The sequence below is a fragment of the Streptomyces sp. NPDC051105 genome, from assembly GCF_040682795.1.
In the GTDB taxonomy this organism is placed as follows: domain Bacteria; phylum Actinomycetota; class Actinomycetes; order Streptomycetales; family Streptomycetaceae; genus Streptomyces.
In genome coordinates this window covers 229,602-244,539 of sequence record NZ_JBFBBR010000015.1, presented here as the reverse complement: position 1 = coordinate 244,539, position 14,938 = coordinate 229,602, and the positions used below count along the sequence as shown (strand labels likewise).

General features: G+C 71.9%; 15 protein-coding genes. 6 read left to right on the top strand and 9 right to left on the bottom strand.

The window, feature by feature from the left end:
- Both AB0N16_RS32155 and AB0N16_RS32150 read right to left on the bottom strand, forming a co-directional pair.
- Positions 1-1,311 carry an MFS transporter gene (locus AB0N16_RS32155; protein ID WP_365802838.1) on the bottom strand — a complete coding sequence of 437 codons (1,311 nt, stop codon included), beginning with the start codon at positions 1,309-1,311 and terminating at the stop codon, positions 1-3.
- 127 nt (positions 1,312-1,438) lie between these two features.
- Positions 1,439-2,056, bottom strand: coding sequence for a LysE family transporter (locus tag AB0N16_RS32150; RefSeq protein WP_365802836.1), 618 nt, complete (start codon positions 2,054-2,056; stop codon positions 1,439-1,441).
- Between the two features lie 87 nt (positions 2,057-2,143).
- On the opposite strand from AB0N16_RS32150, the gene AB0N16_RS32145 reads away from it, so the two are divergent.
- Positions 2,144-3,028: a LysR family transcriptional regulator ArgP gene (locus AB0N16_RS32145; protein ID WP_365802834.1), complete on the top strand. Its 885-nt coding sequence runs from the start codon at positions 2,144-2,146 to the stop codon at positions 3,026-3,028.
- 136 nt (positions 3,029-3,164) lie between these two features.
- On the opposite strand, the gene AB0N16_RS32140 is transcribed toward AB0N16_RS32145, so the two are convergent.
- Positions 3,165-3,857, bottom strand: a complete 693-nt coding sequence (locus tag AB0N16_RS32140; protein ID WP_365802832.1) for a helix-turn-helix domain-containing protein — start codon at positions 3,855-3,857, stop codon at positions 3,165-3,167.
- 149 nt (positions 3,858-4,006) lie between these two features.
- Between AB0N16_RS32140 and AB0N16_RS32135 the strand changes: the two genes are divergently transcribed.
- Together AB0N16_RS32135 and AB0N16_RS32130 are read left to right on the top strand one after the other, a co-directional pair.
- Complete coding sequence (locus AB0N16_RS32135) at positions 4,007-5,221, top strand: saccharopine dehydrogenase C-terminal domain-containing protein (RefSeq protein ID WP_365802830.1); 1,215 nt, start codon at positions 4,007-4,009, stop codon at positions 5,219-5,221.
- Positions 5,222-5,331: 110 nt separating this feature from the next.
- On the top strand, positions 5,332-5,586 hold the full coding sequence (locus AB0N16_RS32130) for a WhiB family transcriptional regulator (protein ID WP_365802828.1): 255 nt from the start codon (positions 5,332-5,334) through the stop codon (positions 5,584-5,586).
- Here the strand turns inward: AB0N16_RS32130 and AB0N16_RS32125 are convergent.
- From AB0N16_RS32125 to AB0N16_RS32110, 4 genes are all read right to left on the bottom strand, one after another.
- Positions 5,579-7,447, bottom strand: a complete 1,869-nt coding sequence (locus AB0N16_RS32125) for a HAMP domain-containing sensor histidine kinase (RefSeq protein WP_365802826.1) — start codon at positions 7,445-7,447, stop codon at positions 5,579-5,581. The two genes, AB0N16_RS32130 and AB0N16_RS32125, sit on opposite strands and share 8 nt — an antisense overlap.
- Complete coding sequence (locus AB0N16_RS32120) at positions 7,444-8,142, bottom strand: response regulator transcription factor (RefSeq protein ID WP_365802824.1); 699 nt, start codon at positions 8,140-8,142, stop codon at positions 7,444-7,446. Before AB0N16_RS32120 ends, AB0N16_RS32125 begins: the two co-directional genes overlap by 4 nt.
- A gap of 31 nt (positions 8,143-8,173) precedes the next feature.
- Positions 8,174-8,914 carry a L,D-transpeptidase family protein gene (locus AB0N16_RS32115; protein ID WP_365802822.1) on the bottom strand — a complete coding sequence of 247 codons (741 nt, stop codon included), beginning with the start codon at positions 8,912-8,914 and terminating at the stop codon, positions 8,174-8,176.
- Positions 8,915-9,065: 151 nt separating this feature from the next.
- A complete protein-coding gene (locus AB0N16_RS32110) occupies positions 9,066-10,469 on the bottom strand; it encodes a M1 family metallopeptidase (RefSeq protein ID WP_365802820.1) in 1,404 nt (467 codons plus the stop codon).
- Between the two features lie 165 nt (positions 10,470-10,634).
- On the opposite strand from AB0N16_RS32110, the gene AB0N16_RS32105 reads away from it, so the two are divergent.
- On the top strand, positions 10,635-10,988 hold the full coding sequence (locus AB0N16_RS32105; RefSeq protein ID WP_365802818.1) for a DUF488 family protein: 354 nt from the start codon (positions 10,635-10,637) through the stop codon (positions 10,986-10,988).
- Here the strand turns inward: AB0N16_RS32105 and AB0N16_RS32100 are convergent.
- Positions 10,985-12,658 (bottom strand): FAD-binding dehydrogenase, encoded by a 1,674-nt coding sequence (locus AB0N16_RS32100; protein WP_365802816.1) that lies wholly within the window; start codon positions 12,656-12,658, stop codon positions 10,985-10,987. The two genes, AB0N16_RS32105 and AB0N16_RS32100, sit on opposite strands and share 4 nt — an antisense overlap.
- 17 nt (positions 12,659-12,675) lie before the next feature.
- Complete coding sequence (locus tag AB0N16_RS32095) at positions 12,676-13,314, bottom strand: TetR/AcrR family transcriptional regulator (RefSeq protein ID WP_365802814.1); 639 nt, start codon at positions 13,312-13,314, stop codon at positions 12,676-12,678.
- 156 nt (positions 13,315-13,470) lie between these two features.
- Between AB0N16_RS32095 and AB0N16_RS32090 the strand changes: the two genes are divergently transcribed.
- On the top strand, positions 13,471-14,097 hold the full coding sequence (locus AB0N16_RS32090) for an alpha-ketoglutarate-dependent dioxygenase AlkB (protein ID WP_365802812.1): 627 nt from the start codon (positions 13,471-13,473) through the stop codon (positions 14,095-14,097).
- Between the two features lie 87 nt (positions 14,098-14,184).
- Positions 14,185-14,934, top strand: a complete 750-nt coding sequence (locus AB0N16_RS32085; protein WP_365802810.1) for an MBL fold metallo-hydrolase — start codon at positions 14,185-14,187, stop codon at positions 14,932-14,934.
- Positions 14,935-14,938 lie beyond the last annotated feature (4 nt).

Below are 14,938 nucleotides of genomic sequence, written 5' to 3'. Positions count from 1 at the left end.
TCAGATGCGGTAGCGGCGCAGGGCGGGCACGGCGGCGGCCAGGGCCAGCATCACGGCCACGAGCAGCAGCCCGCCGCCCGTGACGGCCGCCCGCGGCCCGAACACGGACCCCATGGTGCCGTGCAGGACGTCGGCCAGCCGCGGGCCGCCCGCGACCACCACCGTGAACACACCCTGCATCCGGCCGCGCATCTCGTCGGTCGCGGCGGACAGCAGGATCGCGCCCCGGAAGACCATCGAGACCATGTCGGCGACCCCGGCGGCGGCCAGGAAGGCGACCGCCACCCACAGGTTCCGGCTGAGCCCGAACCCGGCGATGGCGGCGCCCCAGCCGACGACCGCGCCGATCACCATCCAGCCGTGCCGACGCGCCCGCGAGAACGTGCCCGAGAAGAGCCCGCCGAGCACCGCGCCGACGGGGATCGCCGCGAACAGCACGCCGAGCGCCAGCCCTTCGCCGTAGGAGCCGTAGGTCTGGGCGGCCAGCTGCGGGAACAGGGCGCGGGGCATGCCGAGGACCATCGCGATGATGTCGGCCAGGAACGACAGCAGCAGCACCTTGTGCAGGGATATGTAGCGGAACCCCGCCACGATCTCCCGCAGCCCGGCCCGGCGGGCCGCCGCGCGCGCCGGCGGCGGCAGCGCGGGCAGCCGGTAGACCGCCCACACCGTCACGCACAGCGCCAGCGCGTCGATCAGATACAGCTCGGGCAGGCCGATGACGGGAATCAGGGCACCGGCCAGCAGCGGGCCGATCACCTGCCCGGTGTTCATGACCGTCGAGCCGAGGGCGTTGGCCGCGGGCAGCTGCGTCTCGGGGACGAGCCGGGCTATGGAAGCGGTGCGGGCGGGGGCGTTCAGCCCCCAGAACGCCTGCTGCACGGCGAGCAGGACCATCAGCGCGGCCACGGATTCCAGGCCGGTGACGGCCTGGAGCCAGAACAGCAGCGAGGTGACGGCGATACCGCAGTTGGTGATCAGCAGCAGCTTGCGGCGGTCCATGGCGTCGGCGATCGCGCCGCCCCACAGCGCGAACACGACGAGCGGCAGCAGACCGGCGAGACTCGCGGCGCCGACCCATGCCGAGGACCCGGTGATGTCGTAGATCTGCTTGGGCACGGCCACCGCGGTGAGCTGGCTGCCGACCGAGGTGACGATCGTCGAGGTCCACAGCCGGCGGTAGGCCGGGATGGCCAGCGGGCGGGTGTCCATCGCCCAGCGCCGCCAGCCTCGCCGGGGCGGGGGCAGGGGCGCCGCGGTGTCTTCGGGGGGCTGTATGCCGGACTGGGTGCCGCTCTCGCTGGTGTCCACGGAGTTCCTGGTGTCCTGGTCCTCTTGGTGCTCGCTACATCTTTCGACTGCAGGTTCACTATCCCAGCAACTCCGCGACGGCCGAACCGGTTGTCTCAGGATGCGACCGCGCCGGGGTCCCGGGCCGTCAGGAACCCGTCACGAGCATCAGGCCGAGTCCGATCATGGTCAGGGCCACCAGTCCGTCCAGCACCCGCCAGGCGGCCGGCTTGGCGAGGTACCGGCCGAGCAGCCGGGCTCCGAAGCCGAGCGCGGCGAACCAGCACAGGCTGGCCAGCGCGGCACCGAGCCCGAAGGTCCAGCGCAGGTCGCCCCGGTCGGCGGCGAGCGAGCCGAGCAGGAACACCGTGTCCAGGTAGACGTGCGGGTTCAGCCAGGTCATCGCGAGGCAGGTGAGCACGGCCCGCCGCCGTGAACCGGCCGCCGCGCCCTCGGTGCGCAGGCCGCCGGCGCCGGGCCGCAGGACCCGGCGGGCGGCCAGGACGCCGTAGCAGAGCAGGAAGGCGCCGCCGACCAGACCGACCGCCCGCACCGCGCCCGGCCAGGCCACCACCAGCGCACCCACCCCGCCGACGCCGAGCGAGATGAGGGCCGCGTCGGACAGGGCGCAGATGCCGACGACCGCGAGGACCGCGTCCCGACGGACGCCCTGGCGCAGGACGAAGGCGTTCTGGGCGCCGATGGCCACGATGAGCGAGAGGCCGCTGCCGAAACCGGCGGCAGCGGCGGCGAGAGAGCTGGACATGTTCTCGACGGTAGGGAAGCGATCTCTGGAGGTACAGCTAAAGATTTTTACGTACCCTTAGCGCAGCTGTAGATGGGAGGGAAAGCGGTGGAACTTCCCCTCGACCAGGTGCGGACTCTGCTGGCGGTGGTGGACGAGGGCACGTTCGACGCGGCGGCCGCGGCCCTGCATGTGACGCCGTCGGCGGTCAGCCAGCGGGTGAAGGCGCTGGAGCAGCGGACCGGCCGGGTCCTGCTCCAGCGCACCAAGCCGGTGCGGCCGACCGAGTCGGGCGAGGTGCTGGTGCGGTTCGCCCGGCAGCTGGCCAGGCTGGAACGCGACGCGCGCGGCGAACTGGGCATGAGCGGTGCCGGGGAGCCGACCCGGGTGTCGGTCGCCGTCAACGCGGACTCGCTGGCGACGTGGTTCCTGCGGGCGCTGACCGGTGTCCCGCGCGTCTTCGTCGAACTGCGCCGGGAGGACGAGGACCACACGGCCGCGCTGCTGCGGGAGGGGCTGGTGATGGCGGCGGTGACGTCGTCGGCCGACGCGGTACCGGGGTGTTCCGTGCGGCCGCTGGGCCGGATGCGGTACCTGCCGGTGGCCGCGCCGGAGTTCGCGGCGGCGCATCTCACCGGACCGCTGCCGGATGCGCTCGCCGAGGCACCGGTGATCGTGTTCGACCGGCGGGACGACTTCCAGGACGGGTTCGTACGGCGGCTGGGGCGGGACGGGGCCGGTTCACTACGGCATTACGTGCCCACCTCGGAGGGGTTCGTGGACTCGGTGACGGCGGGGCTGGGGTGGGGGATGGTGCCGGAGGCGCAGGCGGAACCACGGTTGCGGGAGGGACGGCTGGTGCGGCTCGGGGGGCGGGAGTCGTGGGTGGACGTGCCGTTGTACTGGCAGCAGTGGAAGCTGGATTCGCCGGCTTTGGGGGCGGTGGCGGAGGCGGTGGCGAGGACGGCGGGTAGCGCGTTGCGCCAGCCGTAGGGGGGCGCCGGTGGTCGTGCGGGTGCGGGTTGGTGGGGGCCGGTCGCGGGTTGGTGGGGGCTGGTCGCGCCCGCGCGGCGGAGCCGCATGTCGACACCGCCCCGCGCCCCTTTGGGGCGCCCCCTGCCGGGGTCGCTCACAAGGACCGTTCCGCGCTGTCCAGGAGCATGTCCAACGCCGTTGGATAGGCGCTCGTCACCATCCGCTTCGCCAGCATCCCAGCCGCTTCCGCGATGCGCGGGTGGGTGGTGGCGGGCAGGCGGGCGTACGTCGAGTTCCACTTGGCCTCGTCCGCTCGCTGGGAGTCCTGCGGCAGGGCGAGGGACGCCGCGTCCAGGGCCGCGAAGGCCAGGGTCTGGTCGATGAAGGCGTGGTAGACGCGGACGGTCTCCGCCAAGGGGAAGCCCGCGGTGCGCAGGACGTCCAGGATCGCCTCGTCCGCCGCCAGCTCCTGCGCCCGGCCCGTCACCCGGTTCGCCGTCAGCAGGGCCGCCTGCGGATGGGCCACGTACTCCGCGTGGATGCGCAGACCGATCGTGCGCAGGTCGGTCCGCCACTCCCCCGTCGGTGCCCAGCCGGCCAGCGCCTGGCCGATCAGCGCGTCGCCGATCGCCAGGGTCAGGTCGTCCATGCCCCGGAAGTAGCGGTACAGCGTGCTGGGGTCGCAGTCGAGGGCCAGGCCCAGGCGGCGGGCGGTGAGGCCCGCGCTGCCGTGCTCGCGCAGCAGCCGCAGGGCGGTCGCCACGATCAGCCGCTCGGACAGCACGGTACCGCCGCGGGTGGGCCGGCGCCGGCGGCGCTTCTCCTCCGGTACGACCGGTTTGGGCATCGGGCGCTCCCCTGGGTTCCTATGCCGATGGTTCTCACACCTATGTCTTATGCCAACGCCATTGACCTTACGACAGGGTCCGGCGTTTGATTCCCGCCGGGCGCCCCCCGTACTCGACCTCGCACCCTGTTCGAGAAGGAGATTCCGCCATGCGTGTACTGCTCGTCGGAGCCGGTGGTGTGGGCACTGCCGTCACCCGGATCGCGGCCCGCCGTCCGTTCTTCGAGGCGATGGTGGTCGCCGACTACGACCCGGCCCGCGCCGAGGCGGCCGTGGCCGCCGTCGGCGACGACCGGTTCCTCGCCGAGCACATCGACGCCGGTGACGAGGCGGCCGTGGCCGGGCTGCTGGCCCGGCACCGCTGTGATGTGCTGCTCAACGCCACCGACCCGCGCTTTGTGATGCCACTGTTCCGGGCCGCCCGCAAGGCCGGCGCCTGCTATCTCGACATGGCGATGTCACTGTCCCGGCCGCACGCCGAGCGGCCGTACGAGGAGTGCGGGGTGAAGCTGGGCGACGAGCAGTTCGCACTGGCCGAGGAGTGGGCGAAGGCGGACGCGCTGGCACTCGTCGGGATGGGCGTGGAACCTGGGCTGTCGGATGTGTTCGCGCGGTACGCGGCCGACGAGCTGTTCGACGAGATCGAGGAGATCGGCATCCGCGACGGCGCGGATCTGACGGTGGACGGTTACGACTTCGCGCCCTCCTTCAGCATCTGGACCACCATCGAGGAGTGCCTCAACCCGCCTGTCGTGTACGAGAAGGAGCGCGGCTGGTTCACCACGGCTCCCTTCAGCGAACCCGAGGTGTTCGACTTCCCTGAGGGCATCGGGCCGGTCGAGTGCGTCAACGTGGAGCACGAGGAGGTGCTGCTCGTGCCGCGCTGGGTGGACGCGCGGCGGGTCACCTTCAAGTACGGGCTCGGCCGTGAGTTCATCGAGACGCTCAAGACACTGCACCTGCTCGGACTGGACAGGACCGCCCCGGTGACCGTGCCCGGTGCCGACGGCCCGGTCGCGGTCTCGCCGCGGGACGTGGTCGCCGCGTCGCTGCCCGATCCGGCCACGCTGGGCGACCGTATGCGGGGCAAGACCTGCGCGGGCACCTGGGTGCGCGGGGTCAAGGACGGGCAGCCGCGTGAGGTGTATCTCTACCACGTGGTCGACAACGAGTGGTCCATGGCGGAGTACGGTTGTCAGGCCGTGGTGTGGCAGACGGCCCTCAACCCGGTCGTCGCCCTCGAACTCCTGGCCACCGGCGCGTGGTCGGGCTCGGGCGTCCTCGGCCCGGAGGCGTTCCCGGCCCGCCCGTTCCTCGACCTGCTGACCCGGTACGGCTCGCCCTGGGGGCTGCGCGAGCAGTGACCGCCCGCGAATTCCAGGGAACTTGGCCGTTTCGGACGCGCCCGCTCCGGTGACCCGAAGCGAGTACGCACACGTAACGGCAGAATCGACTTGGATCGCAGGTGACTTCGATGGACGACTGGCGAGACCACGCCGAGTGCCGCGAGGAGGATCCCGACCTCTTCTTCCCGATCGGCACCACCGGGCCTTCGCTCCACCAGACGCGGCGCGCGAAGGCCGTCTGTGAGCGCTGTCCGGTCCAGGATGCGTGCCTGGACTGGGCGCTGGACACCGGGCAGACCGTCGGCATCTGGGGCGGTACGACCGAGGCGGAGCGCCGGCTGCTGACCCGGCGCCGGCAGCGGGCCGCGCGCCGGCTCAGCTGACGTCGGCCGGTGCCTCGGCGCCCGCCAGTCGCAGGGTGAACTCGGCCCCGTTGCCGGGTTCGCTCGCGGCTTCGACGGTCCCGTCGTGGGCGGCGACCAGGTGGCGCACGATCGGCAGACCGAGCCCACTGCCCCCGGTGCGGCGGCTGCGGGACTTCTCCGCGCGCCAGAACCGTTCGAAGACGTGCGGCAGATCGTCGGGGGCGATGCCCTTGCCGGTGTCGGTGACGGTGAGCACGACTGCGTCGCCGTCCCGGCGGGCGGCCAGGGTCACCGTTCCGTCGGCGGGGGTGTGCCGGATCGCGTTGGAGACCAGGTTGCCCAGTGCCTGCCGCATCCGCACCGGGTCGGCGTGCAGCCAGGCCGTGCCGTCGACGTCGGTCAGCAGCGTGACCCCGGCCGCGTCGGCGGCCACCCGGTGGGCGGCGGCGACCTGGTCGAACAGGTCGGCGGCGCGGACCGGTTCGCGGTGCATGCGCAGGGTGCCGGCGTCGGCGGCCGCCAGGTCCTGGAGGTCGTCGATGATCCGCTGGAGGAGTAGCGCCTCCTCATGCAGCGAGGCCAGGAGAGCCGGGTCGGGGTCGACCACGCCGTCCCGGGTGACCTCCAGCCAGCCCCGGATGTTGGTGAGCGGGCTGCGCAGTTCGTGGGCGATGTCGCTGACCATCGCCTTGCGCTGCTCCTCCAGACGTTCCCGGCGCTCCGTAAGGTCGTTGAACGCCTCGGCCAGCAGCCCGGTCTCGTCCCGGGTCCGCACCGGCGCCCGCGCGTGCAGTTCGGGCGGCTGGCGCACGGTGACCGTCAGCGCGCGCAGCGGCCGGACGAGCCGAGTGGCGACCACGGCGGTGACGGCGACCGTGAAGGCGAGGACCAGTCCGGCCGCGCCGACGATCTTCGCCTTGTTGGCCCGGGACATGTCGAACCGGGGCACGGTCTGGTCGCCCAGGCCGAGGAAGAGTTCGGCGGCCGGGGCGACATACGGTTCGAGCTGGGTCCGGCGGGCGCTGGTGATGCAGCTCTTCGTGATCCGGTCCGTCTGTGCCTGGTCGCGCACGGCCTTCTTGGCGGTCATGAGGAAGCCGCCGGTGACCGGGTTGCGTCCGGTCTGGTCGTAGGTGAGGTACAGCGGTCCCGCGAGGTCCAGGTGCTTGCCCTGGAGACAGGGGCGGACCAGGTTCGTCAGCGTGGCGAGGGCCTTCGTCTCGGTGCGGGTGGCGCCGACGATCCCCTCCTTCGCCATCGTGAGGGGGTCGCCCAGCCCGCTGTGGCAACCGATCGAACGGAAGCCCGAGGCGTCCGTGCCATCCTCGTCGACCAGGTAGGGCCGCCCGCTCGGGGTGTGGGCGACGGTGGTCCGGATTCCGTAGGAGTTGTAGCAGGACCGCTCCTTCTCCGCCACCATGTCCAGTTCCCCGCGCTCCTTCGCCGTCAGCCGGTACGGGCCGACCACCCGCGGGTCGATGCCGCTGAGCTGGGCGCCGGACTCGGTGTAGGTGTCGGTGTGCAGCGGGTCGATGGCGGCGGCCGGCCGGGGCGGCAGTGCGGTGCCCGGCGCCGCCGAGTCGGCGATCAGAGTGCGGTCGGTGGTGGTCAGCGCGACCCTGCGGCCGGTCTGCGCGGCCAGCGCGCGCACCGTGCGCCGCACCCCGGTCCAGTCGGGATGGTCCGCCGCGTACCCGCTGAGCTGGGCGAGGATCTTGTTGTCGGCCGCGAGGTCCTGGCCCTGCTCCTCCTCCAGCGCGCTGGTGGTGGTCGTCACCGCGAGCCAGGCGGTGGCGGCCACCGAGCACGCGGCGATCAGCACCGAGGCGAACAGCAGCCGGACGAGCAGCCGTTTGCGCCACGGTATCCGGGCCCTCACGGACGGCCGCCGCTCAGCTTGTAGCCGACGCCGAACACGGTCAGCAGCCGCACCGGCCGCCGGGGATCGGCCTCGATCTTCCGGCGCAGGTTCATCACGTGGACGTCGACGGCCCGTTCGGTGGAGGCCCGGTCGAATCCGTGGGTGCACTGGAGCAGCTGCCGCCGGGTGAACACCCGGTCGGGTTCCCCGGCCATGGCGAGCAGGATCTGGAACTCGGCCGGGGTCACCTCCACCGGCTCCCCGTCACAGCGCACCTCGTGCCGCACCGGATCCACACTGATCCCGGCGGCGACCACGGCGGGCTCCTCCCGCACCGCGGCCGTCCGTCCGCTGCGCCGCAGGATCGTCCGGATCCGGGCCATCAACTCACGTGGACTGTACGGCTTGGTCATGTAGTCGTCGGCGCCCAGCTCCAGGCCGAGCAGCACGTCGTCCTCCTCGGACCGGGCCGTGAGCATCAGCACCGGGATCTCCGGGTCGCCGCCGCGCAGCACCCGGCACACGCCGAAGCCGTCGATCACCGGGAGCATCAGGTCGAGGACGACGAGATCGGGCCCGAGCCGCCGGGCCGCGTCCAGCGCGGCGGCCCCGTCGTGGACCACGGTCGCGGTATGACCCTCGGCCAGCAGGGACCGCCGGATCAGCTCGGCCTGCATCTCGTCGTCCTCGGCGACCAGCACATGTGCGCACACAGGTTCGGATCCTAAGCGGAGTTCCGGCGGCCTACTGGGCGAGCCAGTCGGCGTACCCCATGACGACGGCCGGATGCCGGGCGGGGTCCAGGGTGCGCAGCAGTTCCTTCATATGCGCCTTGGCGACACTGACACAGGCGTGTGTCGGACCGCCGTGGTCGACATGGAGCCAGATGCCACCGCCGCGCCCGGCGCCCATGGGACGGGTCCAGTCCAGGGGCGAAGTGCCCGGCTGCCGGTTGTAGTTGATGGCGACGACATAGTCGAAGGAGCCTTCCAGCGACTCGCCCTCGAAGCCGGTGCCGGGCGAGTGGAAGCCGTAGGACTGGTGGTACGGCAGTTTGCTCCCCGGGTCGGCGAGCAGGCCGCCGGCGTCGGTGAGCCCGTACACGCCGACGGGCGAGCGCAGGTCGCCGGCCACGTGGTGCTCGCTCCAGCCGTCCCTGCCGTTGTGCGCGGGCCAGCTGGCGCCGGGCTGCCAGACGCTGTCGTCGCGCTCGTACAGGACGACGGTGGAGACGGGCGAGTCCTTGCCCCGCCCCCTGGCGACGACGATCTGCTCCGCCCGCTCGGGTATCGCGGCCGCGGTCCGCGGCCCCAGCCCCGGTATGCCGGTGGGCTGCGGGCTGCTGCTCTCGGGTGTGGGGGCAGCCGTCGTCCGCGCCGGCCGGTCGTCGTCCGACCGGCTCGGCGCGGCCTCGGCGCCATCCCCGCAACCCGAGAGCAGGAGGGGGGAGGCGAGGAGGGCGACAGCAGTTCTGCGTTGGATCATGAGACAGACCTTGGCCGACGGATGTAAGAAACTCGTCAGCTTTTGACGCCCGTTAACGGCAGCGCGCCCCTTCAGGGGCGCTGGGGGTCCCCCAGGCCGAAGGCTGGGGGAGGAACTGCGCGAGCAACCCCCGCCGCCCGCACCCGAACCGCTACGGCTTGCCCTTCTTGTACAACCACGTCTGGAACAACGAACCGAGATCCTGTCCCGACTGCCCTTCCGCGAGCTTCACAAACTCCGCCGTGGTCCCGTGCCCGTACCGGTGCTCCGAAGCCCACGCCCGCAGAATCCGGAAGAACACCGGGTCCCCGACCGCCTTCCGCAGCTCGTGCAGAGCCATCGCCCCCCGCGCGTAGACGGGCGTGCCGAAGATGTTCGCACCGCTCCCCGGATCCCCCGGCGGATACGCCCACAACTCGTTGCTCGCCGGCTTGGCGTACAGCGCGTCGAAGGTCTTCTGCGCGCTGTCGCCCCCGTGTTGCTCGCTGTAGAGCCACTCGGCGTACGTCGCGAAGCCCTCGTTGAGCCAGATGTCCTTCCAGGCGGTGAGGGAGACGGAGTCGCCGAACCACTGGTGGGCGTTCTCGTGCACGAGCGTGCTCAGATCCGGCGCGGAGTCGTAGATCGGCCGGCCCTGCGTCTCCAGCGCGTAGCCGACGTTCGGCGCGTGGTCGACGATCGACCCGGCGGAACGGAACGGGTACGGCCCGAACAGCTTGCTCTCCCAGTCCAGGACCGAGGGCAGCTTCTTCAGCACGGCCGCGGACCCGCTCGCCTCACGGGGGTCGACCGCGTTGTACACCTTGATGCCGTTGCGGGTGGTGTACTGCTGCACCTTGAACTTGCCGACCGTGGCGGTGGCCAGGTACGCGGCCATCGGCTCGCTCTGCCGCCAGCGGAAGGTGGTGCGGCCGCCGGCGGTGTGCTGCCCGAGGAGGACGCCGTTGGCGACGGCGGTGCGGCCCTTGGGGACGGTGATCGTGAAGTCGTACGACGCCTTGTCCCTGGGGTGGCTGTTCGCCGGGAACCAGGTCATCGCGCCCTGCGGCTCGCCGGCGACGAACGCGCCGTCGTCGGTGCGGATCCAGCCGTCCGGCGAACCGTCGGGGTCGGTGACCTGCTTGGGGGTGCCGTTGTAGGTGACGGCGATCCGGAACTCCCGGCCCTTGGCGAGCGTGTGCGCCGGCGTGACGACGAGTTCCTGACCGCTGCGGCTGAAGCGGGCGGTCCGGCCGTCGACCGTCACCCGGGTGACCTTCAGGCCGTTGAGGTCGAGGTCGAAGCGGGTGAGCTTCTGGGTGGCGCGGGCGGTGAGGACGGCCTTGCCGTCGAGGTGGCGGGAGGAGGTGTCGTAGCGGAGCGTCAGATCGTAGTGGCCGACGTGGTAGCCGCCGTTGCCGCTGAGGGGGAAGTAGGGGTCGCCCGCGCCCGCGGCGCCGATCGTGCTCGCCGAGGCCGGTGCGGCGGCGGCGAGCAGGGCCGCCACGGCGACCGGGACGGTGGCGAGGACGGCCTCGCGGCGAAGGACTGCGGTACGTCTGCTTACACCCTGCACATGGGCTCCTTGGGGGGTGGCCGAAGATCAATGGCCCACAGACTAGGCGGGCGGGCGTCCGCGTTTCCCCCTCATTCTGGTCAAGCTGTGCCGCGTCGACGGCCGGTGGTTCGGCCTCGCCGCATACGCTCACCGCACCGACACCGAGCCGAGAGGTGCCCGACCGTGAGCGTGCGTGTCCGCAGGATCTATGAACCGCCCGAGCCGGACGACGGTGTGCGTGTCCTGGTCGACCGGCTGTGGCCGCGTGGGCTGTCGAAGGCGGACGCGCGGGTGGACGAGTGGCCCAAGGGGCTGACGCCGTCGAACGAGCTGCGCCGGTGGTTCCACGACGGCGGTTCGTACGAGGAGTTCACCCGCCGCTACGAGGCGGAGCTGGACGCTCCCGAGGCCGTCGAACTCCTCGGCGGCCTGCGGGAGTCGGCGAGCAAGGGTCAGGTGACCCTGCTCACCGCGTCCAAGTCCCCGGACGAGAGCCACGCCACCGTGCTGGCACGGCTCCTCACGGCACAGGCCTAAGCCGTCTGCTTGGCCGCCGCGCGTCCCGCCGCCCGGCCCGAGAACAGGCAGCCGCCGAGGAACGTGCCCTCCAGCGCGTTGTAGCCGTGCACACCGCCGCCGCCGAAGCCGGCCACCTCGCCGGCCGCGTAGAGCCCCTCGATCGGCTGCCCGTCGGTGCCCAGGGCGCGGGAGTCCAGGTCGGTCTGGATGCCGCCGAGGGTCTTGCGGGTGAGCACGTGCAGCTTGACGCCGATCAGCGGCCCGGCGGCCGGGTCGAGGATGCGGTGCGGGCCGGCGACCCGGCCGAGGCGGTCGCCGATGTAGCGGCGGGCGTTGTGGATGCCCTGGACCTGGGAGTCCTTGCTGTAGGAGTTGTTGATCTGCAGGTCGCGGGAGACGATCTGGCGGCGCACCTCGGCCGGGTCCAGGAGCGCCTTGTCGGTGAGCCCGTTCATCTTCTCGACGAGTTGTTCCAGTGAGTTCGCGGTCACGAAGTCGGCGCCCTTGTCGACGAAGGCCTGCACCGGGCCCGGGGCGCCCTTGCCGAGCAGCCGGTCGCGCAACACGGCCTTGCGGTCCTTGGCGGTGATGTCGGGGTTCTGCTCGGAGCCGGAGAGCGCGAACTCCTTCTCGATGATCTTCCTGGTGAGGACGAACCAGGAGTGGTCGTGTCCGGCGATGTCCTCGGTGGTGCGCAGGTACTTGAGGGTGCTGAGGGTGTCGTAGCCCGGCAGGCAGGGGTCGGGCAGCCGGCGGCCGAGGGCGTCCAGCCAGATCGAGGACGGGCCGGGCAGGATGCGGATGCCGTGGCCGGGCCAGACGGAGTTCCAGTTCTGGATGCCCTCGGTGTAGTGCCACATGCGGTCGCGGTTGACCAGGCGGACGCCCGCTTCCGCGCTGATGTCGAGCATGCGGCCGTCCACGTAGGCCGGGACGCCGGTGACCATCTCGGCGGGGGGTGTGCCGAGGCGTTCGGGCCAGTAGCGGCGGACGATGTCGTGGTTGGCGCCGATGCCTCCGGTGGTGACGACCACGGCCTGGGCGGTGAGTTCGAAGTCGCCGATGCGGTCACGGTTGGAGGCGACACCGCGCGGCGAGTCGTCGGGGGCGAGGACCGTGCCGCGTACGCCGCGTGCCGCGCCGTCCTCGATGACGAGTTCGTCGACCTGGTGGCGGTGGTGGAAGGTGAGCAGTCCGTCGCGGGAGGCCTGCTTGGCGTACCGGACGAAGGGCTCGACGACGCCGGTTCCGGTCCCCCAGGCGATGTGGAAGCGGGGTACGGAGTTGCCGTGCCCGGTCGCGCGCAGGTCGCCGCGCTCGGCCCAGCCGACGGTCGGCAGCAGGCTGATGCCGTGACTCTGCAGCCAGGGCCGCTTCTCACCGGCCGCGAACTCGACGTAGGCCCGCGCCCAGCGCACCGCCCAGGAGTCCTCGTCGTCCTTGCGGTCGAACTGGGCGCTGCCCTGCCAGTCGTTCCAGGCCAGGTCGAGGGAGTCCTTGATGCCCAGGCGGCGCTGCTCGGGCGAGTCGACGAGGAAGAGCCCGCCGAAGGACCAGAACGCCTGGCCGCCGAGGTTGGCGGCGTTCTCCTGGTCGACCAGCGCGACCCGGCGGCCCTTGCTGGTGAGTTCGTGCGCCGCGACCAGGCCGGCGAGGCCCGCTCCGACGACGATGACGTCCGCGTCCATGGCGACCGTTGCCTCTCTTATCCGAAGGTCTTGTCCGAGGGGGTGCTGCCGTCGGTCAGCAGCGCGGTGAGCAGTTGCTTGAGCCAGGCGCGGGCCCGGTCCACGTCCTTGTCCAGGAGCAGTTGGGCGGTCACGCCGTCGTAAGCGGCGACCACCGCGTGGGCGGCGCCCTCCACGCCGCCGAGTACGGCGGGGATCGGGGCGTGGCCGCGGGCCCGGAAGAGCCGGTCGGCGATGGCCTGCCGCAGCCGGGCACGGTGGTCGAGGAGCACCTCGGCGACGGCCGGGTCCCGGGCGGCGTGCACCAGGAAGTCGGTCTTCACCAGCAGCCAGTCCACATCGAGGAGCAGCACGTCGGTGACGCGGTCCACGGAGGCCGGTACGTCCAGGTCGGGTCGGTCCAGGGCGAGGGCGTCGGCGACCTGCCGGGCGATGAGGTCGGCGCGGTCCCGGTAGAGGGCGAAGAACAGTTCGTCGAGGGTGGCGAAGTTGGAGTAGAAGGCGCCCCGGCTGAACCCGGCGGCCTCGCAGACCTCCTCGATGGAGACGCGCCCGAAACCCTTGGCCGCGAACACGGTGAACGCGGCGTCGAGCAGCCGGGCCCGGGTCTGCACCCGGCGCCGGGTGACACGCTTCGTCGCGCCGACGGCTTCCATGTCCCGACCTCCGTTCCATACACGAACGTATCCGATACATGAACGTATCGAAAGCCCTCCCGCGAGGCCGTCATGCGGGACCGTCATGCGGGGCCGTCATGCGGGGCCGTCATGATCGAGTGGGAACATATTTTCGATTAGGAGTAGGCTGACTCCATGGCCACGCACCTCCAGGGCTCCCTGTTCGACCAGACCGACGAGCTGCGGCTCGGCTCCCTCACCGGCGTCGGCCGGACCGAGCTGGGGTCCGGCGCCTGGATCGACGTGCTGCCCGGCTGGCTGAGCGGCGCCGACGCCCTGTTCGAACAGCTGGCGGCGGACGTCCCCTGGCACGCCGAACGCCGGACGATGTACGACAGCGTCGTGGACGTACCGCGGCTGCTCGCCTTCTACGGAGCGGGCGACCCGCTCCCGCACCCCGTGCTCGTCGAGGCCCGCGAGGCACTCACCCGGCACTACGCCGACGAGTTGCGCGAGCCGTTCACCACGGCGGGGCTCTGTTACTACCGGGACGGCCGGGACAGCGTCGCCTGGCACGGCGACCGGATCGGCCGGGGCGCGCGGGAGGACACCATGGTCGCGATCCTCTCCGTGGGCGCGCCCCGGGACCTGCTGCTGCGCCCGCTGCACGGTGGCCCCTCGGTCCGGCGCCCGCTGGGCCACGGAGACCTGATCGTGATGGGCGGCTCCTGCCAGCGGACCTGGGAGCACTGCGTACCGAAGACGGCACGGGCCGCCGGTCCGCGCATCAGCGTCCAGTTCCGGCCGCACGGGGTGCGGTGACCCGGAGCCCCGTTGACAGGGGTCCCGCACCATCTGGTTGGCTGTGCTCCGGTTCGGTCGGCACGCTGCGGGAACGTCGGAGAGATCATGCGCGCAGAGGTACACGAAGTCGGCAGGGGCGTCTACCTGGCGCATGGGCAGCACACCAACTGGGTGATCCTCAAGGACGGGGACGCCGTCACCCTGGTGGACACCGGCTACCCCGGGGACCGGCCGGGGCTGCTCGACTCCCTGGCGGAGGTGGGCAGTTCACCCGAGGCCGTCGCGGCCGTCCTGATCACCCACGCGCACAACGACCACCTCGGCTCGGCCGAGTACCTGCGCGACACCCACGGCACCCCGGTCTATCTGCACGAGGCCGAAGTACCGCACGCTCGGCGGGAGTTCCTGCAGCAGGTCTCGGTGGGGGCGGTGCTGAAGAACGCCTGGCGGCCGGGTGTGGTGCCGTGGCTGGTGCACGTCCTGCGGGTCGGCGGCACCGAGCAGCACCCGGTCGGTTCGCCCGAGGCGTTCCCGGTCGCCGACGGCCCGCTCGACCTGCCGGGCCGGCCCGTCCCGGTGCACACGCCCGGCCACACCGACGGGCACACCGTCTACCACCTGCCCGAGGCCGGGATCGTGATCTCCGGCGACGCCCTGGTCAGCGGCCACCGCACCTCGCGCATCAGCGGCCCGCAGCTGCTGCCCGACATGTTCCACCACGAGCGCTCCCGGGCGGTGGACTCGCTCGGCGTCATCGAGGTGCTCGACGCCGACGTGCTGTTGCCCGGTCACGGCCCCGTGCACCGGGGATCCGTCAAGGCGGCCGCCCAGCAGGCCCGCGAACGCGCGCTCTAGGGTC